Below are 18,244 nucleotides of genomic sequence, written 5' to 3' on the forward strand. Positions count from 1 at the left end.
ATCAAACCCTATTAAAACTAGTCGGGAAGTGTAAAAAGAATATGCATAGCCAACTCCTTTATATTGGGAGTTCTGCCAAAGCATTAATTTAGAATTATGGTGGCAGAACGAAAGTGGGTTGACAGACTGATAGTAAAGAACCAGCACGCACAAGGCGTCCCCCTTCCGTCCTACCGCAACAAAAAAGGGGGACGGGTGTACCTACATCGAAAAACAAGTTTTCAATGCACTTTACTATTCGGCCTGTCAAAGCCGGCTGGCAATGTAGGCCAGCAAGCAAAGGATAATGCGCAATATTTAAGGTGTCAATCATCTATCGACTAAGTCGTCAAGTGATTGTTATTGTTTTTCATTAGATTAAGTTATTAAACTAACCATTGCGCAAAATGAAGGATGATTCGGTGCTTCGGTTAAAATGTCTTGGCGGCCCTCTGTATGGACAGGAATATTCTCATGCACACGATGAGTTTATTTTTAAAGACAAACAGACAGGAAAACAGACGCATTATCGTAAACAGACTTTAGACTTCACACCGCCCCAAGAGTTCTTTGTAGCAGAATCAATTTCTACAACCGTAGCCTACAATCTTGCATTGCAATTGATGAAACGCTATTGAGACCTTTTAGTAATACACAGACCTACTATTAACAACCAGTAATGAGTGATTTTCTAGCACTTGCTTCAATCCATAATAGGTTTATAATCCGCTAAAATGCATCACCCTATTACGATTTTAACCCAACAATTACAAATCAAAGCTAAAACCTAATTTTGACTACTTTTCACCCAAAACATCGCAAGTCGGTACAGAATCATCACAAGTCGGTACATAAATAGAGTGTTGATTTAAGAGCTAACATCCTACCCCAGTATCTAAAACTCTTTTGCAAGTTAGGCTAAATCATTATTAAATTTTAAGCAGTTACGAATTATAATATTTACACTTCTTTAAAATGAATAAGCGAACTTGAGTACATGGCAACTGCTAATAAAAATGCTAAGGCTAAAAAAGAAACCTCCTCTACTGAAAACCTCAAAAAACTTACTGGCCTAATTGACCAACTTGAAGAACATATTATTAGAAGACATAAATTCCCTTATGGTTCTCCATCTGCCTATGCCGAACAATACAAAGCTTATCTACCTGAACAAATAGAGTCTGTAAGTGAAGAAATAACGGAGAATGACCGAAAGTGGTTTTATGAACAGCTTGATCAAGGCTTATTAAAAGAATCACCAGAGCAATACGCACTCCGTCAACAGGCATGGAGATTACCTCCACCATTACTTCGAGGAAAATCTAAAACTCACATTTATATCCCTGAACAAGACCGACTTGCCCGACACTATGGTGAAATCGCGAATGAAATTCGTGATTTTAAAAACATAGTATCAACTATCAAAGTCAGAATTTTTAAAGAAAAAGAAAAACAAGCTGAAAAACATTTTAACGAAGCATTTCGCCTCTACTCCGAACACCATGATTGCTCCTTTTATGTCTATACACTACCAGAAGATATTTATAAACAAATTAGGCAATCTCAGTTAGCACGGAACAGCCATAAACAATCCCATAGAATAAAAGAAATTTATTTATCAATTGTTCAACGTTTTATTACCGAGGATAAAAAAACTTATTCAAGTATGGATATGGTTTTAGGGGCAATTGAAGAGCAAGCCCTCTCACAAATTCCAGAGGAACTCGTTCAAGAATACAATTCTGAAATAGAACATTGCCTACTAAAAAAAGAAGAAGCCGAGTATTACCTTTTTGCCACCCGAAATGATTTATCTACAGTCAAAATCGAATATGAAGGTGACGACAAAGACAAAGACAAAGACAAAGACAAAGACAAAGACAAAGACAAAGACAAAGACAAAGACAAAGACAAAGATGATAAAAAAATTAAACGGATAGAAGCTCAGAAACGTGATCAGCCTCTTATTTCTTTTATGGGTTATCCTACCGAACGTTTTGAAGAGATGAGAACTTATTATCTAAAAAAGAGTTCTAAATTAACTCAATTAAAAAATAATATGTTGACTCTTATTCCACCAACAAAAGATGAAAAAGAGAGAATGGAATTATTAAATCCTCATATGAAGAAAAAAGAATATAAGACTGTAAATCTAAAGTCTGATAAAAAATGGTTAAAAGAAGATAGACCTGACTTATACAAATTACTCGAAGCTTTTGTAAGAAAGAAGTCTACCACCTCAAATAAATAAAAAAATCTTATCATTAATATAATTTTATAAGAGCATGTTATATCTAGATTGATATGCTCTTTTTCTTAGAAGAATATAAAAATACTATAAAATTTCATTTTTTAAAAACCTTAAAAAAAATTAAAATATCAACAACTTATATATAAATTCCCCGCAGTTTTTTTGGGGTGGTCAATTTTTTTCTAGAATTTTCCTTATGCAATAAAGCATACAAAACTTGATACATAAGGAAACAATATGAACAGCTTAACCCGAAGCCTGCAACAGATCAAATTGAGAAATACATTCAATTGGAAGCTTAGCAATTTACAGTTGTGGATCAACCCAAGAATCGCTCAACGAAACCATTTAAATGCTGCGTAACTCAGGACATCGCAACTTTTAAAAAGTCCTCGTATTACCGTCATTTTTTGGTAGAGCATTCTCGGAGTAAAGTGCAATCGGCTTTTCGGTTTAAATACAATTGTAATAAGTAATATTAGATATATGTAATTAATCTACTAGATACTTATTGTCATAAGCAGTATGCCTTAGCAAATACTGCTTATGGATTAGATTGATTTAAGTGTGTATCCATTTGAGATGAATACACTCCAGATAGATTAGTCAACACCCACTCTACGCCTACCCTAATGGACATTTCTAAACGATGTCCATAGGGAGAGCTTTTACCTCATGACGCCTAATACGTAATTAATTATTTGTATGTAGGTATATTATGAAATCTTTAAACACAAACACTTCAGCTAAACCAATTCTTCCACCTGTCGCACAATTCTCAGGTGCAGATAGAGATGCATTCTTAGAACAACTCAAGGAAGATTTTTCAACTCATGAACATATGACAGAAAGCGGTAAGACTGAAATATTCAGAATGAGTATAAACCACGAACTTGAAACAATACTCAGTCGTGTTGAGCTCATTAAGTATTTGGTGGAGGAGCGTCCAATCGCGACCCTTAAATCTATTAAAAGTTTTAAGGGTAAAGAGCAACTGCGTGTTGAATATGCCAAGGATATTCCACCTTTACTGAAGAACCAAATTGCGACAATCTTTGTTTCTATTCATTCTAGCAACTACAAGATGGGCATTGAATTACAAGCCTTTCAGGACACTTTCTCAGAACTATCAGATGAAGAAAAACATACCCTATATGGCTTTGCTCTGATCAATCAGTGTTATACATCTGAACAAGCTCAAGCCTATGTTGCGGCTTTGATTAAATTTCAGAAGCTGTTTGCAGCAAAAATGGAAAGTGCTTCAATTCGAAAACAGCTTTCGAGTCGTGCTAGTAACCGACGCCGTCCTAAACAGCGTTGTGTTCAGCTTGTTGAAACGCTACTAAAAATCCATTCTAGAATCCTCGTTGTTCGAGTAGACCTAGGATTGATACGTGATCCAGCCAAGCTTCAAGAACGCTCTATTTCCCCTGATTTTGCTCAGGCTGGGCACGATATTGAGTTTATGCAAAAGTCTATGGCTCGGTTCTATGAAGCCGCTAAACGTAATCAGCTTAAGCATGCGATTGGGTACATCCAGCGTCTTGAATACACGCCCGCCAAAGGTCTACACCTCCATTGCTACTATTTCTTTAATGCCAATGACCATCGTGAAGACATCACGTGGGGGCAATATATTGCTGAGAAATGGAAGATTGCTACAAACAATCTTGGTTCTGCTTTTATCTGCAATATGAAAAAGAATGAGTACCGCTATCGTGCTTTGGGCATTCTGGCTTATAACGACCATGAAATGCTTGAGAACCTCAAAGCTACGTTTGACTACATTTGTAAAAATGATCAGTACTTTGCCTTTACTGTTCAGGAGAGACTTCGTAGTTTCCGCATAAGCCAATTACCTGACGTACCAGATACAAAGCTTGGTCGCTCACGTAAGTTTGAACAGCTTAACCTTCTAGACTCTGATCAATCAGATGATGCTCACGAAGGAGGACTGTAATATGACTAAATATGCATCAGATGCGTTACATGTAGCCACACATTTATCATGCAGCATTCAACCTACTTATGCTTATGATCTGATTGGTTCGGAGAGGTCGGCAAAAGCTCTTGGGAAATCAAAAACCACGAGCATGTTTGCAAAACAAAAGTCTCAAAATAGTCATGGAGCGTTGTCTCTCAGTAAACCTGTTGAATTGATTAGGTCCATGTATCCATTAGTGACAGGTTCCCCTGTCACTAATGGGATGTTAGCCGTTCGTCTAAAACCAGAGAATGAGCTGTTTATTCAGTTTATTAAACAAATAGGACCTATGGTCAATGTTGGAATTTACTGTGACGATCAGTATTTTTCGAACAAAATGACGGGCTATCAATATACGCTCAATACTAGACAGGTTAATGAGAAGTCATCGGCTTGGGATGCAGAACAAGTTCGTATTGAAGAGTTATTTGATTCAACAATGAAGGCTATAATCAAGGACAATTCTGGCTTCGAGACACATGAGCTAAATCTGCCAATGCAATTTACGCTTTCAGCGAATACAACAACGTATTCCAAAAAGCAATATTTAGATCAGCAGAAGAAAGATATGATCGCTGTTTTCCTTAATGAAAGCGGTAATAATGATGTTATTGCCGTCTTTTCCAAATGGGAACTTACACCTCAAGGACAATTAGCACTTAGACTGGTGTTTTTACTGGAACGCCAGTTCATAGATGATCCTATTGGTTTATCTGATGAAAATGCTTTCGTTGCCTTACAAGGTAATCTGGAAGGCCTGTTTAATTGCAAAGCATACCCTGTGCCTATGGCATTAAACGGCTTTATGCAAACCAATCGCTTTTTTAAAGGTGATCCAAAGTATAAAGACCTTATTAAGTTGCTTAAAACGTATCTAGTTGGCACCGATACAATCCTTCGAATCTGGGATACGCAGTCTGGTTTTGATGTTTTGTATTCTAAATTTAAAGCTAGTTAGTTCAGGAGCGATTTCACAATGGGAGTATTTCAGTTAAAAACCGCTGATTACCTGTTCATGAAATATCGCACTATGACTGTTGAACTTATGACGGTAGTACAAGAATATTACCCTCATTTAAGTAAGGCGGAAGCGCTGAGAAAGGCAAATAATCAAGAATTTCCTTTCTCGGTCTTTAAAATAGATCCAAGCAAACGTGCACCATTTCTGGTACACGTTCAAGACTTGGCTGGTATTTTAGACAAAAAGTATTCTGAAGCTGCTAAAGACTTTGCTACGTTTCATCAATGAGGCGTAGCACCTCTTCCAATTGAATTACATTTCGCCTTGACTTCACAGAAACATAACGCTGTAAGCTACCCCAAGAATCATGCAAACTTACTTTCTGAATTTCAGGTATTGTAAAACTTTGTTCTGCAAGTCTCGTACAACCTTCATGTCTTAAATCATGAAAGTGCAAATCCTCAATTCCCAACATTCTACAAGCATCACGAAACTCTTTTCCTATGGTTTTCGGATTCAATGGCAATAAAAGCTGCTTATCATACCCCAATTGAAGCATACGGCTTCGAACTTCATTATCTAACAAAAGTTCAATTATTCTTTTACATGGTTCCAACACTTCAAAAGACTTATGATTGCCTTTTGAACCATTTGGGTTTTTCAAATCATAAACTTTCCATGCAGAATGGTAAGAATCATAATCTTGCAGCCATAAGCGTGTTAACTCTGCTTCACGTCTGCATGAAAAAATTGCAAACCAAATAATTAAATGCATTGGATACTTAGTGCCATATTTATTTAATTTCCAACGTTCAGCAAAAAATTTCGTTAAAGTAACTAAATCTTCATTTGTGGGAAGCCTATCTCTAACTTTACTAGAAGAGATTTGGCGAGTTTTTCTAAGCTGTGCTGTAGCTTTGTCAAAGTTACTTAAATCAATCTCTACACCCCACATAACAGATGCATGAGATAGCACGCCTCTAATATGTAATAGCTCATGCTGCTGTGTACTTGTTGCAATAGGTTCCAAGCCAAGATTCGGCACACCTTTCCGTCTTAGAGCAACATGCTCAGCCAAATGTGTTGAATGTATTTTTGTGATAATATTGCGCGCGATTGGCAACTTCTTAATTAAGAGTAGAGCATAGCGTTTCGTCCTTCCGTATTCGCTCCCAACTTCATCCAAGTATTTATCTATGGCATCTGACAAAGTTAGGTCAATCAGTTGTTCTTTGCCAAGTAAAATATCTGGATTTTCTTGAATCTCGACTTCTCTTTTTTTAAGCCAGTTTTCTGCCACTTTTTTTGAATGAAATGTTTTGCTTTCAGAATAAGCTGGATAGCCTTTTTTATTGATCCGGATAGCAGCGCGGTAACTAACGTTTCCATCTGCACCTTTTCTGGCAGTAATTGACCCCATAATTTTACACCACGAACCATTTTTTTTATTATGGTGTAAATTTTGGTGTAAATGCAAACCGATTTACGCAGCTAAACATGAGTTCCCACAGATTCAAACAGATTGCAAAACACTGATTAAAGGTATGATTTTTAATGACTATTAATAAAACCATTGAAACTATTAAATCTCCAAGAATCAGTGTAGCCCCAATGATGGACTGGACTACAAAGGATTATCGATTCTTTGCGCGCTTGTTTAACCCGAACGTTGTGCTTTATACAGAAATGGTGACTACGGGCGCGATTCTATTTGGCGATGCGAAACGCCATTTGGACTATAACGCTCAAGAACACCCAATCGTATTGCAGCTTGGCGGCTCAAACCCACAAGAGCTTGCCACTTGCACAAAAATGGCCGAAGACTGGGGTTATGACGAAGTCAACTTGAATGTAGGCTGCCCAAGTGACCGTGTACAGAACAATAAAATCGGTGCATGTTTAATGGCAGAGCCAGACTTGGTCGCTGAATGTATTCACAGCATGCAAAAAGCGGTGAATATTCCAGTAACGGTTAAGCACCGTATCGGTATTGATGATATGCAGTCTTACGAAGAAATGCTGCACTTTGTAGATACTGTAGCAGCAACAGGTTGTACTCACTTTGTTGTACATGCCCGTATTGCGATATTGAAAGGTTTGTCTCCGAAAGAAAACCGAGAAGTACCACCGCTACGCTATGAAGATGTTTACCGTTTAAAGCAAGAACGCCCGCATCTGACTATTGAAATTAATGGTGGTATTAAAACTTTTGCCGAAACTCAAGCTCATTTACAGCACGTTGACGGCGTCATGATTGGCCGTGAAGCCTATCACAACCCTTACTTACTTGCTGAGCTCGGCCAACTTTGGAACCTAGAAGCGCCAGATCGTTTCGATATTATGGAACAAATGCTACCGTATATTGAACAACGTCTAGCTGAGGGTGCGCCACTTTCTATCATTACGCGTCATATTTTAGGTTTATTCCAAAATTTACCGGGCGCTCGCAAATGGCGACAGGCGCTAAGTGGTGGAAATGCAAAAACTTTAACTGATGTCGAGAATGCAATCCATAATATGCAAGCTGCCATTATCCGTACTGAAGAGTATTTAAAGGAACACCAATTTTAAGCCAGCCCATGTTTCTAAAATTGTAAGAAAATGTGGCATTTTAAATCAGAGACTTAGATTTTGAGTATATTCGCAAATGTTGGCTCGAAATATTCAAAACTAAGCTCTGATTAATTATTTATATTCAATAATATCAAAAACTTAATTTGTATGATTTCAAATGCTCTTTTAATTAGCCCTTTTTTCCATAGCCAGAAATAAAAACTGGTAAAAAGATACGTTATTACATAACATAAACAAAACTTTTAAGTTTGGGCCATTAGTATCTCTGAACGCCACAGGTAGGTGGTGATTTTCTAAATACGGATATAGGTAGTACGGGTAGAGATTTCACGATGATTATTTATGACGGACAAGTAGCTGATAACTATATGTATCAGGATTCAAATCAGGCAGCCATTGTTGTATCCCACAGCACACCAAGCCTCCCTTATCCATTCACCATGAAACCCAATAATCACTCCACTGAAACCAACACTCCTCCAGCCATTGATGTAGAAAAATTCGTAGCTAAATTAGAAAGTATTACCTCTAGACGCAGTAAAGCGCGTTGTGCACGTAGCATCCGTATTGCGCTTGAGTCTGCTGGTGCCGATGTTGAAAACCATCCGATTGCAGCATCTGATTGGGGCGATACCCTCAAGAAAATTGGCTATAAAGAAATAAATCCAGCCTTTGATGAGCCACAAGAAGGCGATATTTATATCATTCACAGAACCCGCAACCATATTTACGGTCATATCGCTGGTTACACAGGAAGCGAATGGGTGTCGGACTTTAAACAAAGTAGTTATGACGTCTATAAAGATGATAACGTCACCTATACTTACTATAGATTAGGCTAATTCACTTCTAAGATAGAAACATTTGATGAATTTGCTCGGCACAATGCTGAATGATTTCATCATGGCCTTTTCTATAGACCAGTAAAACTTCCGAAAGAGATAGGGAATCTTCCAAAGGTATTAGTTTTACATTGGAAGGTAAGATTTGTTGAAACTCCGCAGGAACAATACCTACCCCTAAATTTGCCGCCACGAGCTGTAACTGTGAAATCTTACGCGACTGAATGGAGGCTTTTTGTGGGGTAAATCCTGCGGCTAAACACAGATTTGCGACCAAATAACTTAAGCCTCCTCTTTCAGCATGAGGCGTTGATACAAAACACTCATGTTTTAAGTCTTTTAAATAAACCTTTTCTGATTTAGCAAACTTGGCATGATCAATATGCACAGCCACCATTAAAGGCTCTTCATATAACTTAAAAGTATTTATACCATCTAAAGTATGCCGAACTGGTGGGCGGATCAAACCGATATCAATTTCACCATTTAATAACGCTAAGATTTGCTGCTCGGATGACAAGGTATTAATCTCAAAGCTCAACTGCTGCGTTAAGCTAACTTCTTTTAATATCTGAACCTTTGTATTATCCACGACAATACTGCTGGAATGAGCAATTTTAATCTGTCGATTTTTCCCTTCCGAAACACTTTTAGAAAGATCAATAATTTCATTTAAATAAAGCAAGTTATCTTTTATTTTCTTATAGAAGACCTCTCCCGCTGGCGTGAGTCTTGCTCTTTTGTCCGTACGATCAAACAACTGAAAATCAATTTCTTCTTCTAATAGCTTCATTTGTCGACTTAAAGCAGACTGGGCAATAAATAGCTTTTCGGAAGCAGCGGTAAAACTCCCTTCTTCAACAATTTTTATGAAATATTGGAATTGTTTTAATGTGAGCATTACCATCTCAAAATTAGATCATTTGGTCTATTTTCTATATTAGATTAGATAGATTCCCTTCGCTAGAATTTTAATCAAGACCATTCACTTAATTGAATTCTTCATGAAGTACTTAAAAGGTTTCGCAATATGCACCATCGTTATTTTAATTTTATGGTGCTTTAAATTTTATGATCAGCAATTACCCATACATCCCAAACAAGACAATATAGAGCTATATGATTAAATAGTTTTTCCCAAAACAAAAGGCATGCCCTCACCTAAGCGCATGCCTTTTCCATATTTAAATTAGGCTTTCTTTAAATCGAGCTTTTTCAAAACTTCAGCCACAGCAATCATGGCAAAGCTTGAAGTCACCACCACTGCTGAACCATAGCCACCACAGCGCAACCCAGCCGATGGGCAGACATCTGCGCTTGAAAATGGATTATCGATTGAGTAAATACAGGTAATGCCAAATTTCTCTTTTGGCTTTTTACAGATGCCGCGAGCACGAAGTTGACTACGTAGCTTCGCTAACATTGGGTCTTGTTCTGTTTTTGATAAATCAGCTACGCGGATTTTAAGTGGATCGAGCTTACCCCCTGCTCCACCCGACACAATTAAAGGAATTTTATTAAAACGACAATGAAGCATTAAAGCCAGTTTTGCTTTAACGTCATCAATACAGTCCAAGATAATATCGGGTACAGGATTTAAAAGTTCTGTGACATTCTCAGGTGTTAAGAAGTCATCAATAATATTGACTTTAATGCGTGGGTTAATTTGACGACAACGCTCCGCCATAATCTCAACTTTTTCACAGCCCAGAGTTGAGGTCATTGCAGGTAGCTGACGGTTTACATTTGACGCTGCAACCACATCCATATCGACTAATGTGATCTCACCAATACCTGTACGCGCTAAAGCTTCTACCGCCCAACTGCCGACCCCACCAATACCAATCACCATCACATGACTTTGTTCATAGTGCTGGAACGATGAATCACCATAAATTTTGGCTGCACCTGCAAAACGGCGGTCATATTCATCTTGTTGGAGATCAGTCATTGCTACTCTTTGAGGGGATATAAAACACGGGAGGTATTTTACTGCTTTTCAGAAGAAAGTATATTTCAGATCAAAGAAAACTTGAGATAGCGATATTTGAGTTCACGACAAGTCTTATCATTATAAATCAAATTATATTATTTAAGATTTAAGTCATTATTTACTAACATGACAGGCGGCATGGATGCCGCCCAGTTGGGCTGCGGTATAAGGATATACCGTCAGCCCGACAAAGGATTTTTGTTACTTTTTATCCTTAAAAAGTAAGGATACGCCTATATAGTCAACATTAGCTCATACACATTCATTATAAGGCTGTGCTAAGTTTATCGATTTATGAAGCAATCAAATTCCGAAGTACATAATGCAAAATACCACCTGCCTTAAAGTACTCAACCTCATTTAACGTATCAATTCGACATAACACATTAAAATGACTAGCTACTCCATTTGGCCCTTTCACATCAACCTCAAGAATTTCATGAGGCTGAATACCATCCGATAAACCACGAATCGAAATGACTTCATGACCCGTTAAGTTGAGGGACTGTCTGGTTTGGCCATCAACAAACTGTAATGGCAACACGCCCATACCCACCAAGTTTGAACGGTGAATACGTTCAAAACTTTCAGCAATGACAGCTTTTACACCTAACAAGTTCGTTCCTTTGGCAGCCCAGTCACGTGAAGAACCTGTTCCGTATTCTTTACCAGCAATAATCACAAGCGGTGTATGTTCTTGTTGGTAACGCATTGCCGCATCATAAATGGCAAGCTTCTCACCACTTGGCACATGTATGGTATTACCGCCTTCTTCACCGCCGAGCATTTCGTTTTTAATACGAATGTTGGCAAAGGTGCCTCGCATCATGACTTCATGGTTACCACGTCGTGAACCATAAGAGTTGAAGTCTTTTGGCTCAACACCTTGCTCTTGTAAATATCGACCTGCCGGACTGTCTTTTTTGATATTACCCGCTGGTGAAATATGGTCGGTTGTTACCGAGTCACCAAGCACTGCCAAAATACGTGCCTGTTCAATATTCTTGATTGGTTTTGGTGGCTCACCAATACCTTCAAAGAACGGCGGATGGCGAATATAAGTCGAGTCATCAGCCCATTCGTAAGTTTTACTTTTTGGAATCTGAATCGCTTGCCAGCTTTCATCACCATCAAACACCGCAGCATATTCTTTGTGGAACATGTCGGTATTTACTTTTTGTAAAACGGCATCAATTTCTGCCTGACTTGGCCAGATATCTTTTAAGTAAACAGGTTGCCCATCTTTACCTTGCCCGATTGGTTGAGTCGTTAAATCGGTACGGATATTCCCAACTAAACCATAGGCAACCACAAGTGGTGGTGAGGCAAGCCAGTTGGTTTTAACTAATGGATGCACACGCCCTTCAAAGTTACGGTTACCCGAAAGTACAGATGCCACGTTTAGATCATGACACTGAATTGCATCTTCAATTGGTTCAGGTAAAGGACCTGAGTTACCAATACACGTTGTACAACCATAACCAACCAAGTTATAGCCCAACTCATCTAAATACGGCGTAAGCCCAGCCGCCAATAAATAGTCGGTCACGACTTTAGAACCAGGCGCAAGTGAACTTTTTACCCACGGTTTACGCTGCAAGCCTTTTTCAATGGCTTTTTTAGCAAGTAAACCAGCTGCCAACATGACACTTGGGTTAGAAGTATTGGTACATGAAGTAATTGCTGAGATGACGACATCACCATGATTCAACGGATATTCTTGCCCTTCAATCACACAAGATGGGCTTTCATGCTGAATATTGGCTTTGGTCGCTTCTACAGCCGTACCGCCACCGCCTTCATTTTCTAAACGTTCTTTCGCTTCTTTGGCTGGCTTAAGGGTTAATTCCATGAGCGCATTAAACGTTTTAGGTACTTCCGATAAAAGCACACGGTCTTGAGGGCGTTTTGGACCTGCCAAACTTGCCTGAACCGTACTCATATCTAAACTTAAAGTATCTGTAAACACAGGTTCATCACCCGCATTACGCCATAAACCTTGCGCCTTGCTATATGCTTCCACCACTGCAATACGGTCACTTTGACGACCTGTTAATTTCAAATAACCCAAAGTCACTTCATCAATTGGGAAGAAACCACAAGTTGCACCATATTCAGGCGCCATATTGGCAATGGTTGCACGGTCAGCAAGTGGTAAATCGGCTAAGCCATCGCCATAGAATTCTACAAATTTACCTACCACACCTTTTTGGCGAAGCATTTGAGTAATGGTCAGCACTAAGTCAGTTGCCGTAATCCCTTCTTGTAATTTGCCAGTCAGTTTAAAACCGATCACCTCAGGAATGAGCATAGAAATAGGTTGGCCTAACATGGCAGCTTCTGCTTCAATACCCCCAACGCCCCAACCTAATACCCCTAGACCATTAATCATGGTGGTATGTGAATCTGTACCCACTAAGGTGTCAGGGAAAGCAAAGGTCTGTCCGTTGTCTTCACCTAACCACACTGCTTGAGCCAAATACTCTAAATTGACCTGATGGCAAATACCAGTACCCGGTGGCACGACACTAAAGTTATTAAATGCAGATTGTCCCCAACGCAAAAATTGATATCGCTCGCCATTTCGCTGCATTTCAATTTGAACGTTTTCTTCAAAAGCCTGATCATCGGCAAAATGGTCTACCATCACAGAGTGGTCAATAACCAGATCTACAGGTGATAACGGATTAATTTTTTCAGGGTCACCCCCCGCTTCAGCCATTGCAGCACGCATTGCGGCCAAGTCAACGACTGCCGGAACGCCGGTAAAATCTTGCATTAAAACCCGTGCAGGTCGATATTGAATTTCTTGATCTGAGGTACGGGTTTTTAGCCACTCAGCTAAAGCATAAATGTGTTCTGTTTTAACACTGTGCTGATCTTCAAACCGTAATAAGTTTTCCAACAGTACTTTTAATGATTTCGGCAGTTTGGCAATGTCACCTAGCTTTTTCTCGGCTTGGGTTAAGCTAAAAATCTGATAATTGCTGGAACCTACTGTTAGCGTCTGTAAAGCATTAAAACTATTGATATTGCTATACTTAGCCATTGGGTTATCCTCCCATGTCTGGCAATGTTATTTTTCACGTTTTTACATGTTGTTTTCTTACTTTAAGCTTCTTTTTTAATCGCTGTGTTTTGTTTTAGTTACTATTTCTAATCTTTGATTTTTATTACGATAATTTCAAAGCAGATAAAGAGTTTTTCCACAGCAAATCTGCTAATTCTGACTCTGCCATATTTAAATTTTCAGCTAAACTTTTTAGTACATAAGGTAAATTCACAGGCGTATTTCGAGTACGCTGCTCAGTTGAAGTTTGGCAGCAAAGTGGCGTCATATCAGGACAGTCTGTTTCAATCACTAAATGCTCAGCACCTATAGCCTGCACAACCGTATGAAGCTTTTTCGCATTGGGGTTCGTGATTTGTCCCGTCACACCAATTTTAAAACCAAGCTTAATCAGGCCTTTTGCCTCCTCTACTCCGCCACTAAAGGCATGAGCAATGCCACCGAGTTTAAACTTATGCGCTTTTAATAGTGCGAGCACATCACCATGTGCTTTTCGTATATGAAGCAACACTGGTTTTTGGTATTGAGTTGCCAGATCTAACTGATCAGCAAAATACTGTTTTTGCTTGGCATATATATCGGGCTGCTTGTGTTCCTTTAAGAAGGTATCTAAGCCGATTTCTCCTACTGCGATGCAGTCTTCTTGCTGCAAAGTCTGTTCAAGATGAGAAAGATGCTCTGGTCTGTGCTGCTCAATATAAAACGGATGCAACCCCGGCGCTAAATAAGAAGTAGGTACATTCTCCCACTGCTTGAGCTGATGATGAGTGTGTACCAACTCATCAAAACGTGACTGTAAAAAGCCTATTAACACCAGAGCATCCACACCCACTTTTTTAGCTTCAAGTGCTAATTGCTGCCGATCTTCATCAAAATCGGCAACATCAAAATGGGTGTGAGTATCAAACAGATGCATTAGTTGGTACTTTTTACGGCAGGTGTCGAAGCTGGTTTGGCTTTAGGCTGCGGCAAATATTCTTCTTTCAATACATCTTGTAATTGGTCATATGGAATGACTAAACGAGGTAGTCCGACCACATAAGGTCCAATTTCATATTCGCCATATTGAAGAATCAAGCCTTGGTCACCTAACAGGAAATTTTCTGTGAGTTTAAACGGCCAAGCTTGCTCATATTCACTCACACTATTTGCAAGTTTTGAGTCTGTCACCCAAGCTTTAAATGCTTCATGTGCTAATTTTTCTAAAGCCGCTTTTTTCTCTGGACGTAATAAGTCTTCAAGTTTGACCTGCTTTTCTTTCTTTAAGTCAAAATTATAATATTGCTGCGCTGCCGAGCCATGTGCCCCGCCTAAATAGCTACTACTATTTACAACAACAGTTACGACTTTACCTTGAGACTGTATGATTTTAGGTTTCACCAACAGATTAATCTGGTGATTACTACTTAGAGCCTTTAACTCATTGTCCAAATCAATAAATGAATTTGCATAGCGCTGAACCTGAGCATCGAAACTATCTTGTTGCTCTGTAGCGGCAGCTGTTGAAGCTTCTGTCTTCTTATCAGCTTGTGCTGCTTTTGCATCAGGTTCTGCAATTTCAAGAATCTGACCGAGTGCTTTTAAAACTTGTTGATCAATAATCTTATCAATAAAAGGGAAATTACTTTGTAGGCGTTCTACCGTAAATTCAGGACAAGTTTTACCATCACAATCCGGTAAAGTCACTTTACTTGGAACTGTTTCCCCTTTCAAAGTCAGTTCTACAGGCTTTTGTTCAACCACAGCCGGTTTTTGCTGATCTTCCGACTCTTTAGGATCACTTTTAGGCTGACATGCCACCAAAAATATCGCAGAAGCAAGTAGCGTTAAACGTAGCGAAGCCTTAGAAGTTAACATCATATTTTGCCTTTATTCTGAGAAGATTATGCATAACTCATATGAAGTTAGCGCATCTACAAGTAGGTTGCAAATTCTGCTACCAACTTAAAACATTTGTTCATAAACCTGAGGTTGCAATATTTTTTTCGTTTGTTCTGTTGTTAAATAAATATCAAGTTGAGGCGCATCTTTCGTAATCTGATTTGCCTGATAGTGCAAACCTACCCCTTCACCATCAAAGAACCAGTCAGCTTGTCCCCAATATAAAGTTTTTGGGGCCTGTTTTTTGACATCGGCAGTTTGCTTTTTCAACCAGTCCTGGTACGCAGTTTGAACAATTTGATGTACTGTCGGTTGCTGGTCTTTTTTAAGCACATCAAGCAACGTTAAGTTTTTATGAAGTTTACGATCAGCCACAAAAAAATAATAACGATCTTTTATGGTGATTTCTTCTTGTTTACTGTCTAAAGCCAATTGCAATAACACATACTGGTTACGCTGCGAGGCAATGCGTGTACGAATGTGTAACTCATAAGCACGATTTTTAGAATACTTATCTTGCCATTCATCCGACTTTTTCACGTAAGCATTAATCGCTTGTTGAAGGCTTAAATCTTTTTTCAAATTAATTTGAGCCTGAATAACTTTCGCCTGATTTTTTTCAATCCAGCTATTTAACCACGCATCTTGAGTTTTTATGGTTTGAATATCGACATCAATACAATTTTTCTTTTCACAAAACGGCACTGCATAATTTGCTTTGGTTTCGGTCAAATTTAAATAAGGTAAAACCTCTGCTTTCTCAACCGGATGGTCTTGAGTAGAAGCTGAATTTTCTTGAGAAGATGATGAAGACTGAGGCTTTTTCCAGACAAATACACAAATAGCCAAAATTAGAGCTATGGCTGCAACCACAAGCGCAATAATTGTCTTTTTACTCAAGTTCATTTCATCATCCTTTCTTATTTTTCAAAACAAAACAGCTTCTATTCGAAGCTGTTTGTCACATTTACATGATTAGTGTTCACGTGTGCTACGGAACTCGATATCAGGCCAACGCTCTTGCATAATCTGCAAGTTCACTCGGCTTGGCGCAAGATACGTTAAGTGTCCGCCACCATCAATAGAAAGTTGGTCATGTGCCTTTTTCTTAAACTCGTTAAGAATCTTTTCATCATCACAATGAATCCAGCGTACCGTATTTACACTTACTGGCTCATAAACACAGTCAACTTTATATTCTTCTTTCAAGCGGTAAGCAACAACGTCGAACTGAAGTACACCCACAGCTCCCACGATCAAATCATTGCTAATTTGTGGCATAAATACCTGAGTTGCACCTTCTTCAGACAACTCTTTCAAACCTTTTTGCAACTGTTTTGACTTTAATGGGTCTTTCAAACGTACACGGCGGAACATTTCCGGCGCGAAGTGAGGAATACCTGTGAAGTGCAAGTTTTCACCGCTAGTGAAAGTATCACCAATCTGGATTGTACCGTGGTTGTGTAAACCAATAATATCGCCCGGCCATGCTTCTTCTAAGTGCTCACGCTCGCCTGCAAGGAAAGTCAACGCATCACTAATACGAACTTCTTTACCAATACGTACGTGATTCATTTTTAGGCCTTTCTCGTATTTACCTGAACAAATACGCATGAAGGCAATACGGTCACGGTGTTTAGGGTCCATGTTGGCTTGAATTTTAAATACAAAGCCAGAGAAACCTTCTTCTTTCGCTTCAACCACACGTTCTTGCGTTGGATGCGCTTTAGGTTCAGGTGCCCAGTTCATAAATGCATCGAGAACGTGGTCAACACCAAAGTTACCTAATGCTGTACCAAATAAAACAGGTGTTTGTTTACCTTGTAAGAAAAGTTCACGATCTAATGGCTCATTTGCCATTTGTACAAGCTCAAGTGACTCTTCAAAAGAAGCCCAAGCTAACTCACCAACTTTTTCACGAATATCGGCGTGATTATAGCCATCACGTACTTCAATATCGGTAATGGTTGAACCAAAACCTGCTTTGTAGACATACAATTTATCTTCAAGAATATTGTATACACCAGCAAAGTCACGACCCATACCAAGTGGCCATGTAATTGGTACACAGCGAATGTTTAAGACATTTTCAATTTCATCTAACAACTCAAGTGGCTCACGAATTTCACGGTCCATTTTGTTGACGAATGAAATAATTGGTGTGTCACGCATACGACACACTTCCATCAATTTGATGGTACGTTCTTCGACACCTTTTGCACCGTCAATCACCATCAGTGCAGAATCAACAGCAGTAAGGGTACGATAAGTATCTTCCGAAAAGTCTTCGTGCCCCGGTGTATCGAGTAAGTTAATCGTGTGACCTTTATATGGGAACTGCATAACAGACGTGGTGATCGAAATACCACGTTCTTTTTCCATTTCCATCCAGTCAGATGTAGCTGCACGATCAGATTTACGGCTTTTTACCATCCCTGCAACCTGAATCGCTTTACCCCATAACAACAGTTTTTCTGTCATGGTGGTTTTACCGGCATCGGGGTGGGAAATAATAGCAAAGGTTCTACGAGCCTTTACCTCTCTAGCTAATTGATCTTTAAACATGAGAAAAATCTACAATATGTACACAGTTATGTACACATTTCTAAATATGTACTAAAACTGAAAAAGTGGGGATTCAAAATTGGCGTAATTGTAGCAGATTTGAATAGGATTTTACTGATTGCGGATATGTCTTGATTTATCCAC

At 38.9% G+C, this 18,244-nt stretch carries 16 protein-coding genes; 8 read left to right on the forward strand and 8 right to left on the reverse strand.

All coding sequences use genetic code 11. The annotated features are described in order from the left end of the window. The first annotated feature begins 401 nt into the window (after positions 1–401). The 5 genes from NQ782_RS07860 (at position 402) to NQ782_RS07880 (ending at position 5,463) form a co-directional block, all read left to right on the forward strand. Positions 402–617: a hypothetical protein gene (locus tag NQ782_RS07860; protein ID WP_001995220.1), complete on the forward strand. Its 216-nt coding sequence runs from the start codon at positions 402–404 to the stop codon at positions 615–617. Positions 618–976: 359 nt separating this feature from the next. Beyond that, on the forward strand, positions 977–2,230 hold the full coding sequence (locus tag NQ782_RS07865) for a prohead core protein (RefSeq protein ID WP_209045876.1): 1,254 nt from the start codon (positions 977–979) through the stop codon (positions 2,228–2,230). Positions 2,231–2,948: 718 nt separating this feature from the next. Further along, positions 2,949–4,190 carry an inovirus-type Gp2 protein gene (locus NQ782_RS07870; RefSeq protein WP_000838837.1) on the forward strand — a complete coding sequence of 414 codons (1,242 nt, stop codon included), beginning with the start codon at positions 2,949–2,951 and terminating at the stop codon, positions 4,188–4,190. Between the two features lies 1 nt (position 4,191). After that, complete coding sequence (locus tag NQ782_RS07875) at positions 4,192–5,172, forward strand: hypothetical protein (protein WP_000170388.1); 981 nt, start codon at positions 4,192–4,194, stop codon at positions 5,170–5,172. Positions 5,173–5,190: 18 nt separating this feature from the next. Beyond that, complete coding sequence (locus NQ782_RS07880; RefSeq protein ID WP_000538009.1) at positions 5,191–5,463, forward strand: pyocin activator PrtN family protein; 273 nt, start codon at positions 5,191–5,193, stop codon at positions 5,461–5,463. On the opposite strand, the gene NQ782_RS07885 is transcribed toward NQ782_RS07880, so the two are convergent. After that, positions 5,447–6,595, reverse strand: coding sequence for a tyrosine-type recombinase/integrase (locus tag NQ782_RS07885; RefSeq protein ID WP_000534868.1), 1,149 nt, complete (start codon positions 6,593–6,595; stop codon positions 5,447–5,449). The two genes, NQ782_RS07880 and NQ782_RS07885, sit on opposite strands and share 17 nt — an antisense overlap. 134 nt (positions 6,596–6,729) lie before the next feature. Here NQ782_RS07885 and dusA point away from each other — a divergent pair, with 134 nt between their 5' ends. Beyond that, positions 6,730–7,746: a tRNA dihydrouridine(20/20a) synthase DusA gene (gene dusA / locus NQ782_RS07890; protein WP_000154493.1), complete on the forward strand. Its 1,017-nt coding sequence runs from the start codon at positions 6,730–6,732 to the stop codon at positions 7,744–7,746. Positions 7,747–8,081: 335 nt separating this feature from the next. Continuing rightward, positions 8,082–8,591 (forward strand): hypothetical protein, encoded by a 510-nt coding sequence (locus tag NQ782_RS07895; RefSeq protein WP_000587862.1) that lies wholly within the window; start codon positions 8,082–8,084, stop codon positions 8,589–8,591. 7 nt (positions 8,592–8,598) lie between these two features. Here NQ782_RS07895 and NQ782_RS07900 read toward each other — a convergent pair whose 3' ends face one another. Next, positions 8,599–9,492: a LysR family transcriptional regulator gene (locus NQ782_RS07900; protein ID WP_057094578.1), complete on the reverse strand. Its 894-nt coding sequence runs from the start codon at positions 9,490–9,492 to the stop codon at positions 8,599–8,601. Between the two features lie 103 nt (positions 9,493–9,595). On the opposite strand from NQ782_RS07900, the gene NQ782_RS07905 reads away from it, so the two are divergent. Continuing rightward, positions 9,596–9,718 carry a hypothetical protein gene (locus NQ782_RS07905; protein ID WP_086230937.1) on the forward strand — a complete coding sequence of 41 codons (123 nt, stop codon included), beginning with the start codon at positions 9,596–9,598 and terminating at the stop codon, positions 9,716–9,718. 62 nt (positions 9,719–9,780) lie between these two features. Here NQ782_RS07905 and NQ782_RS07910 read toward each other — a convergent pair whose 3' ends face one another. The 6 genes from NQ782_RS07910 to NQ782_RS07935 all read right to left on the reverse strand — a co-directional run bounded on the left by NQ782_RS07910 (position 9,781) and on the right by NQ782_RS07935 (position 18,100). Further along, positions 9,781–10,542, reverse strand: a complete 762-nt coding sequence (locus tag NQ782_RS07910) for a ThiF family adenylyltransferase (protein ID WP_057094576.1) — start codon at positions 10,540–10,542, stop codon at positions 9,781–9,783. A gap of 334 nt (positions 10,543–10,876) precedes the next feature. Beyond that, positions 10,877–13,633 (reverse strand): aconitate hydratase AcnA, encoded by a 2,757-nt coding sequence (acnA, locus tag NQ782_RS07915; protein ID WP_057094574.1) that lies wholly within the window; start codon positions 13,631–13,633, stop codon positions 10,877–10,879. Between the two features lie 124 nt (positions 13,634–13,757). Beyond that, complete coding sequence (locus tag NQ782_RS07920) at positions 13,758–14,570, reverse strand: TatD family hydrolase (protein WP_000550007.1); 813 nt, start codon at positions 14,568–14,570, stop codon at positions 13,758–13,760. Beyond that, positions 14,570–15,511, reverse strand: coding sequence for an RsiV family protein (locus tag NQ782_RS07925; RefSeq protein ID WP_057094572.1), 942 nt, complete (start codon positions 15,509–15,511; stop codon positions 14,570–14,572). Before NQ782_RS07925 ends, NQ782_RS07920 begins: the two co-directional genes overlap by 1 nt. A gap of 87 nt (positions 15,512–15,598) precedes the next feature. After that, complete coding sequence (locus NQ782_RS07930) at positions 15,599–16,441, reverse strand: hypothetical protein (protein WP_001054078.1); 843 nt, start codon at positions 16,439–16,441, stop codon at positions 15,599–15,601. Between the two features lie 69 nt (positions 16,442–16,510). After that, positions 16,511–18,100: a peptide chain release factor 3 gene (locus NQ782_RS07935; protein ID WP_005129683.1), complete on the reverse strand. Its 1,590-nt coding sequence runs from the start codon at positions 18,098–18,100 to the stop codon at positions 16,511–16,513. Positions 18,101–18,244: the final 144 nt, after the last annotated feature.

The organism is Acinetobacter sp. BD54, from assembly GCF_044778325.1.
Classification (GTDB): Bacteria; Pseudomonadota; Gammaproteobacteria; order Pseudomonadales; family Moraxellaceae; genus Acinetobacter; species Acinetobacter baumannii.